This is a genomic window from Geothermobacter hydrogeniphilus, assembly GCF_002898515.1.
Classification (GTDB): Bacteria; Desulfobacterota; Desulfuromonadia; order Desulfuromonadales; family Geothermobacteraceae; genus Geothermobacter_A.
This window is the reverse complement of the sequence record NZ_PPFX01000071.1, coordinates 1-6,933: the sequence shown is the minus strand read 5'-3', so window position 1 is coordinate 6,933 and position 6,933 is coordinate 1. Positions and strand designations below refer to the sequence as shown.

Here is a 6,933-nt window from a genome sequence, read left to right as displayed (position 1 = left end):
GCTCAGATACCGGGCTTATTACGACGGCCAATGCTACTTCCGGCCTCTATGTTTTGAAAAACCAATTTACATTCAGCCTGTTGCGCCATTTAGAATGGTGCGAAAGTTGAGTATATTACGTTATCAATCGTGGCTGTTGCGCGAACGTGGTGTTACCAAGTTGTGAAGCGTTTTATCCTCAAACACCTGGCTCCGAAGTCGCCCTGGTGATCGTTCGCATGGAGATCTCTGCAAGGCAGTAGGGGCAGTATCGTTTCGCCTTGGTTCTTGTTCAGAATGGTGGGGAGGACCAGGCATCGAGTGAAATAACCGATGGTTTGTGAAGTGGCGTAGTGGGTTAGGCGTGGATTGGTCTGGTGGTATTGGTCCGGCCAAGGGGCGGGCTTGGCTAAATGCAGGCAAGGCTCTTGATAAGCACATGATTTTTTTACAAAAAGGAGAGGTGTCTGCCTGTTTGGAGGATTTGAGTTGAAGGATTTTTTTGGCTGATATAAATTTTGAATTATGATATTCTAACGAGCGGGTACCATAAATTTAAGTGTTGGGTGCCGTGGAAAAAGGAGGGGGGGGAGATGAATCGTGAGGGGGACATCGTTGCTGGCTTATCGAAGGGCGTAATGAGCCATTGAGGCTCATTGCACCCTTGTTTTTGGTTGAATATCGACCATGGTTGGGTGTTGCTGTTAGGGCATTGAAGTTATTCGCAAATATAAGATGTTTCGCATTCTTCCCCATCACAAATGGTTTTGCCTTTTTGGGCTTTGGCTTGAGACTTGAAGCAGTGATTGATGGCTGCATTGTTGATGGCAGTTAAAGCCTCATCAGTTTTGGCATGTCGAAAACGAATCATCGAGTCTGTGCTCAAAAGGGTTTGATACTGCGGTTGGGCGCAAGAGACGACTGAAAATGTAATACAAATAATAGAAAAAAAGCGAAAAGAGTATTTCATAGGACCCCCAAAGAAAAAATTTTGTAAACTTAGAACACCGCTAAAAAGGTAAAAGTCAAGAAAAAATGAAAAAAACAATTTTTGTCATCTTTTTAGTCATTGTATTATATGCTCCAGCTTTTTCTTTTGCGAACGTTGACGAAGTTATTTGGTCGGGCGTGGGTTTCTCAGGTAACTGGGCAGACAGGAATCGGCTATATCCAGTGACAAGTTCTTTTTTTGAGTTAGATAATAAGCCATTAGAGGTATGGGCTAGAAAACTTTTGTTGGATGGAAAAAGCTATCCTTTTGCTGTTAAGTTTGGAACCGTCGATATTTCAGGCCTGGATCCAATAGCCTTGGCTATTACGATTACTGGAGAAAATGTTTTTCACGAGGCGATTATTGTATCAAATAAAATCAAACATTTAGAAAATTATAGTATATCCGGGGCCGCTATATTTTTTAATCTTAAAACCAAAAAACTGGTCGCATCTGTCCCTCTTATTACAAGATTTTCAAAAGTCTATGAAACTAAGCCTGATGAGAATGAAACAAAAAAAATTTTTAAATCAGTGTTAAGCGACGACACCCTTGGGGTGAACTTTTTCTCAGAAATGTCTAAGCGACTCGAACATGTCAAGTTGAATTCACTCCCATCTAAGTACGTTCAAATTGGGCAATTTACCATTGATGACACTGTCCATGAGTCTGTAGCACGCTCTCCCAAAAAGGACCTTATAGCTTCGTATCTCTCGACATTTTTTGAAAACAGGCTTATGAGTGAAAGCGGTCTTGCTTTGATTCCAAACAAAGTAGGATATGCCATTGGAAACAAGGTAGCAACTCGCCTTCCCTCTGGTGATATGACGATTGTGTTGCCTGAGCCTGGGTATACCATAAATTTTCGAGTTCATAAGTTGTTGTATCAAAAGAAGCCTAATAAAGCCACCGACTGCCTATGTTATGGCGGTGTCCTTTCAATGACGGTTATTTCTCATCTTTTTGGAGAAGAGGAATTCGCCAAGTTTGGCTTAAAAGATGTGAATTGTTGTAACGTTGATAAAGGGGTTGGCCTAGACGATGTAACAGAGTTCCAAAAACTTTTAATGGGAATTCTGGATGGTTTGGCAAAACAATTTAAAGATATAGATAAGAAGTGGTTGAAGGTTAGATCTTTTAATTACTCGCAATCAAAAAGATCGATTGAAAAGATATCGAAGGAGTTTATGTCGACGTTACAATAAACACCAAATGGAGGTTGATTCAATGCTTTCTAAAAAAGTAATGGTTTTTGTTGTCATTATTGTTCTTGCCATTACAACAAGCGCATTTGGGGATGAGGTGCGAGGTAGTGCGACAGTTGGTTACAAGTGGTCTTTAAATGATAAAGTAAAAAATGAGGCACTAGAAAAGGCGAAGTTAGATGCATGGGGAAAGTATACTTCCAAGTTTCCAAGGGCGCGGATGTCAATATACCAGACTAGGCTTAAGTCGCAGTTTTTGAACAACCTCGACCAATTTATGTCATATCAAATTGAGGGTGAAAGAAACGATAAAAAAAATGATCGATATTCTGTTGCAATAAGAGCCAAGATTAATGATGTTGCTGTCGATGATCTTTTTACAAGAAATTCAGCTGCTGGTAGCGCAAATGACAGTCAGTTGTCAGATTTCGGCTCTTTATTTATTGCGCGAGTACAAGTACAGCAAAAAAATTATAAAAAGAGAGTTGTTGATGTAACGAGAAGTGAATCCTCGAGTGTAGTTGAACAGACAACCGGTATCTCGAATGCTGGTGATGTTGATGCTGTAAATACGAAAGATATGACCGTAAAAGAGTCAGGGGGAAGCGTAACGCAAAAGCGAGCCGAGACTGTTTACGAAGTAAGCGAAGATTATAATACTTCGCTAGCTGATGTTGTTTCCGAGAGACTCGAGGATGCGGGGTATTCGCCTCTTGAATACGAAGATCTGACTGATTGTGGCGCTCCGTTTCTTGAAGATGTTTACGAAGAATTTCGTTCTAATGCGAAAATGGGCAGCAGGATGGTGAAATCAATTCGTAACGCTGCGATTGATTGTGGATGGTCTTATTTTGGCATGGGGGAAGTGACTTTGAGTGGTCACCGGGTTGATCCTGCCACTGGGTTGAAGGCCGTCGATGCCAATGTTTCTTATAAGGTGTGGAGAATTGAAGATGGGCGGTCCAGGCGCGTTGCATCTGTAAGAAATAAGACTTTTACTGCCATGCATACAAATGAGGTCGCTGCTGAGCAAGAGGCTGTCATTAAGGCAGCGGACTATGCCTTGAAAACTGTGATTGCAAAATTGCAAGCCAAGGAAGTCCGCTAATTAACAAAAGGAGGAAGCGATAATGAAGAAGCTGGTTGGAGTTCTGTTGGTGTTGGTTGTTTCCGTATGTATAACACCTGATTCGTACGGATTCGGCCTGGGGGGATTGAAGAAAGTAACAGGAGGAGGCTCTGGTGGGACTGATTGGGCTGCAATGTCAAAGCAGTCAGATTCCGCTCTTGCTGATCTTTATGCTGGCCAATCACAATTGTCCGATGCAGTTGCAGACTTGGCTGATGTCGTTGGGCTTAAGGAGCAGGCTGCGGAATTGCGTGGCCATGTAGCCAATTTGCAAAAGTGTGGGTCCAGTTCTTGTAGCAGTTTTTCAGAAATCCAAAAATCAGACGACTCAGTAACAAAGGCTACATTGGAAAAGCTTAAGAGCGTTGACAACCTTACTGCAGAACAGAAGAAAAAGGCATCTGCGGCAATGAAGAAATACATTAAGGGGGGGATCCTTTATGCAAAGGGTTTAAAAGATGTGAAAATCTTGTCAAAAAAAGCCATGGATGCTCCTGCGATGCAAAAAATAAAATTTGCAGGGCTTATTAAGGCCGCACCTGTTGCCGGGAAGGGTGCTGGCAATATACTTCAAACAGCGCCTACTCTTTTCAAGTTGGCTACTGCAAAAGATATTGAGTATCCAGAAGATGCCAAAAGCGAAATGATGAGTAGCCTCACGATGTAAGACCTATTTTAAGGGCCCCCTATTCTTCGGGGGCCCTATCCACAAAAAGGTGCGGCAAATGGTCCAGAAAAAAATTTGGTTTTTGATTCTTTTCTTGCCTTTATTCCTTTTTTGCGATGCTGCTTGCGTATTTGCTGACAATGGTTGCAGGAAGATGGAGCGAGAAGCAGGGGCTATTGAGGGGATAGTGCCTAGGATTGGTAAAAATGGAAAGATTGAGTCCCTCTCCATGTATGGAGAAGCCTCCTTTTTGTCAGCAAAGAGGAGTTTGATAAGTGCGGCAAGGAAGCAGGCTGAGTTGAAGGCAAAAAGAGAATTTGCCAATTTTTTGAAGGAAAAGTTGGCTGCGGGTACCTTGTCGAACTATCTCATGGAAACGGCAACGCTTACAGATCAGTCTGGAGAAACATCAGGCTATGCCGCGGAAGTTAATCAGTTGGTAGACACCATTTCTTCTCAGACGCAAGCCGTGATTTCAGGTGTTATCAAATTAGATGAATGTGTCAATGTGGATGGAAAGTATATCCTTGTTCGCATGGGATGGAAGCCAAGCCTCTCGGCCTTTGCTGCTGACGCCTCAAAGGCCGCTGCCAGACCTATGTCTTCGCAGTCTACAGAGAAAAAGGCTGCGGGCAAGAATCAAGATTCCTCAGGAGCGGCTTCCTCGAGCATTGGAGTGAAAATTGTAACTGTAGTTGTTGAAGGGCAGGGAGAAGATTCTAACGAAGCTGTAAGATCTGGGCTTCGGCAAGCTGTTAGCCAGGTGTTTGGTGAATCGTTGGAATCAGAGATAGACTTGACCCAAACAACACAGACCCTTGAAACTTCTGGGGCTGTAACTCTTGGCGTTGCAGTTGAATCACATTCTCAAACCGAAAGAAGTAAAAGTAAAACCAAAGGCACTATTCGCTCCTACAAGGTTTTGTCAAAGAAAGAAACGACTAATGGAGTCGTGGTATCATTAAGAGTTTCATTAGCTAAGTATGAAAGTGGTATTGATAGAAACAAAAAAACAATAATTGTACTTAATCCAAAATTGACTTCTGGTTTGTCACCTAACGATGAGTCATTGAAGAAATTTGCCAGTTTTGTCCAAGGAATAATAGAAAAAGAAATAAATGGAACTGGTAAATTTAATTTACTAGATAGAGAATATTTAGGGGACACTTTCGCTGAACTCAATTTTGTCGCCTCTGGTAATGCCCCCATTGATGAAATGGCCCGATTGGGGAATCATGTGGGGGCGGACTTGATATTGGTTACAGAGGTCATTTCCTATTCACCTGTGGAAATAAATAGAACCGTAGGTAATCGAAATATTAAAAGAGGACTATTAAGTGCACAGGTGGCATATAAGCTAATAGATCCCGCGACAACTAAGGTTGTTGTTAGTGACTCAGTCCTTTTGGTAAAGCAGAGAGTAATGGAGCCTTCAGAAAGTGAATATGCAAAAATTGTTGCCTTGAGAATTTCTGGAAGGATAAGCAGAGGTTCTGGCAGACGTAATTATGAAAACAATGATGCGGAGCGCATAAGAGCGTCAAAAGAAGCAAATCAAAAATACAAAGAATTGGAGAAAAAACATGAAAAAGATTGGTAGCCTTTTAGTCCTCCTTTCTGTGGTGTTCGTGTTTTCCTTTTCCGCAACGTGTTTTGCGGGAGGATGTAAGCAGATGATGGAAGAGGGAGCTCTGATCGAAGGTGTTTTGCCTAAATTTGATGAAAATGGTCGGCTAAAATCCATATCAATGTATGCCCAGGAAAGCTTCTTGGCACCCAAAACCAGCTTGATTGGGGCTGCAAGAAAAAAAGCTGAGTTGAAGGCAAAAAGAGATTTCGTTAGCTTTATTAAAGAAAAAGTTAAAGGGAAAACATTGACGGAATACCTTCTCGAACAGAGAGAGAAAACGACCGAAAGTGGGGAAACGTCTGGTTCGGCTGAGGAAATTACGCGAGTCAGTGATTACATAGGCCAGGAAACGGAATCTGTTCTGTCTGGCATAGTTAAACTCGATGAATGTGTTGATATAGATATGAAAATGGTCTTGGTTAGAATGGGGTGGAAACCTCAAATATCCCAGGCCGCTGCGGATGCCCGTCAAACTATCGACCGAGAGATTAAGAGAGGTGAGTCAGGTGGCTCTTCGTCGAGTGTAGGAACCAGAGAGATCAAGCCAGCTTCTGGTTATCGGAAGAAAAGTCCTCTTGCTGATGATTTTTAATCATGAAAACCGGTCTTGTCAGCATTTTTTTTCTTTTGTTGTTAGGAGCCCTGTCTCTCGCCCACGGAGGATGCTTAACTCGGGATGTGGCAGATATATCTGGGAACATACAAACGTATTTTGTCTGTAAAAATACGCTTCCGAGTCCAGATTATCTGATTGCAAGTTACATGGGCCCAAAAATAAGTTTTACCGTTTTTAGCTTTGACAAGTCTGGTGCCAGTTATCTGTGCCATGATTATGAATCTAAATACGATAGTGACTATAGGTGTGAAAAGGGCGGTATAAGAGATGTTCTCAGTGAGTATAGAAACAAGAAGACGAAGGTGTTGACATATGATATCGGGGATGTCGATGAAAATCTCATAAAAAAGATATTTAAAAGGAAGCCGATTTTTGCCACGTCTGAGACGCAAGAAGGCATCATGGTTGACAAGTGCTTTTCTGCTATTGTCGATGATGATGTCTATTTAATCTACGACAGAAAAAGCTTTGTGGAATTTTATAAGTGTCTAATAAGAATGGAACACTATTTTGAAAAAAATAAAAAATGGACAATAAAACATTTTGACTAATACCTTTTAGGCAGGGGGGGTGTATGAGGATTGTTTTTGTATGTGTTTTATTAATTTCGGCTCGTCAGCAGAATCTGTGGAGATAATCAGGTTCCGGCAACTTGCCAAGCTCGTGATATAGGGCGATTTGCAGGCATTTGAGGGTTCGAAACCCGTAGGCTTTTC

At 41.9% G+C, this 6,933-nt stretch carries 7 protein-coding genes; 6 read left to right on the top strand and 1 reads right to left on the bottom strand.

Features of this window, described 5'->3' with window-relative positions; translation table 11 throughout:
• Positions 1 to 697: 697 nt before the first annotated feature.
• Positions 698 to 949, bottom strand: coding sequence for a hypothetical protein (locus C2E25_RS17610; RefSeq protein WP_158247330.1), 252 nt, complete (start codon positions 947 to 949; stop codon positions 698 to 700).
• A gap of 65 nt (positions 950 to 1,014) precedes the next feature.
• Between C2E25_RS17610 and C2E25_RS17170 the strand changes: the two genes are divergently transcribed.
• Genes C2E25_RS17170 through C2E25_RS17145 form a run of 6 tightly spaced genes read left to right on the top strand, consistent with a single transcriptional unit; the run spans position 1,015 to position 6,768 of the window.
• Positions 1,015 to 2,175 (top strand): hypothetical protein, encoded by a 1,161-nt coding sequence (locus C2E25_RS17170; protein WP_103116934.1) that lies wholly within the window; start codon positions 1,015 to 1,017, stop codon positions 2,173 to 2,175.
• Positions 2,176 to 2,197: 22 nt separating this feature from the next.
• The gene (locus tag C2E25_RS17165; protein ID WP_146033017.1) at positions 2,198 to 3,283 is read left to right on the top strand and encodes a hypothetical protein; all 1,086 of its coding nucleotides are present in this window, start codon (positions 2,198 to 2,200) and stop codon (positions 3,281 to 3,283) included.
• Positions 3,284 to 3,305: 22 nt separating this feature from the next.
• Positions 3,306 to 3,971, top strand: a complete 666-nt coding sequence (locus C2E25_RS17160; RefSeq protein ID WP_103116932.1) for a hypothetical protein — start codon at positions 3,306 to 3,308, stop codon at positions 3,969 to 3,971.
• A 58-nt stretch (positions 3,972 to 4,029) separates the two neighbouring features.
• Positions 4,030 to 5,571 (top strand): hypothetical protein, encoded by a 1,542-nt coding sequence (locus tag C2E25_RS17155; protein WP_103116931.1) that lies wholly within the window; start codon positions 4,030 to 4,032, stop codon positions 5,569 to 5,571.
• Entirely contained in the window at positions 5,555 to 6,193 is a 639-nt protein-coding gene (locus C2E25_RS17150) for a hypothetical protein (protein ID WP_146033016.1), read from the top strand. The genes C2E25_RS17155 and C2E25_RS17150 overlap by 17 nt, the downstream gene beginning before the upstream one ends.
• A gap of 2 nt (positions 6,194 to 6,195) precedes the next feature.
• On the top strand, positions 6,196 to 6,768 hold the full coding sequence (locus C2E25_RS17145) for a hypothetical protein (RefSeq protein ID WP_103116929.1): 573 nt from the start codon (positions 6,196 to 6,198) through the stop codon (positions 6,766 to 6,768).
• Positions 6,769 to 6,933: the final 165 nt, after the last annotated feature.

Coding starts and splice junctions, on each gene's coding strand:
- C2E25_RS17610 (WP_158247330.1), bottom strand. CDS start 949: ATGAAATACTCTTTTCGCTTTTTTTCTATTATTTGTATTACATTTTCA.
- C2E25_RS17170 (WP_103116934.1), top strand. CDS start 1,015: ATGAAAAAAACAATTTTTGTCATCTTTTTAGTCATTGTATTATATGCT.
- C2E25_RS17165 (WP_146033017.1), top strand. CDS start 2,198: ATGCTTTCTAAAAAAGTAATGGTTTTTGTTGTCATTATTGTTCTTGCC.
- C2E25_RS17160 (WP_103116932.1), top strand. CDS start 3,306: ATGAAGAAGCTGGTTGGAGTTCTGTTGGTGTTGGTTGTTTCCGTATGT.
- C2E25_RS17155 (WP_103116931.1), top strand. CDS start 4,030: ATGGTCCAGAAAAAAATTTGGTTTTTGATTCTTTTCTTGCCTTTATTC.
- C2E25_RS17150 (WP_146033016.1), top strand. CDS start 5,555: ATGAAAAAGATTGGTAGCCTTTTAGTCCTCCTTTCTGTGGTGTTCGTG.
- C2E25_RS17145 (WP_103116929.1), top strand. CDS start 6,196: ATGAAAACCGGTCTTGTCAGCATTTTTTTTCTTTTGTTGTTAGGAGCC.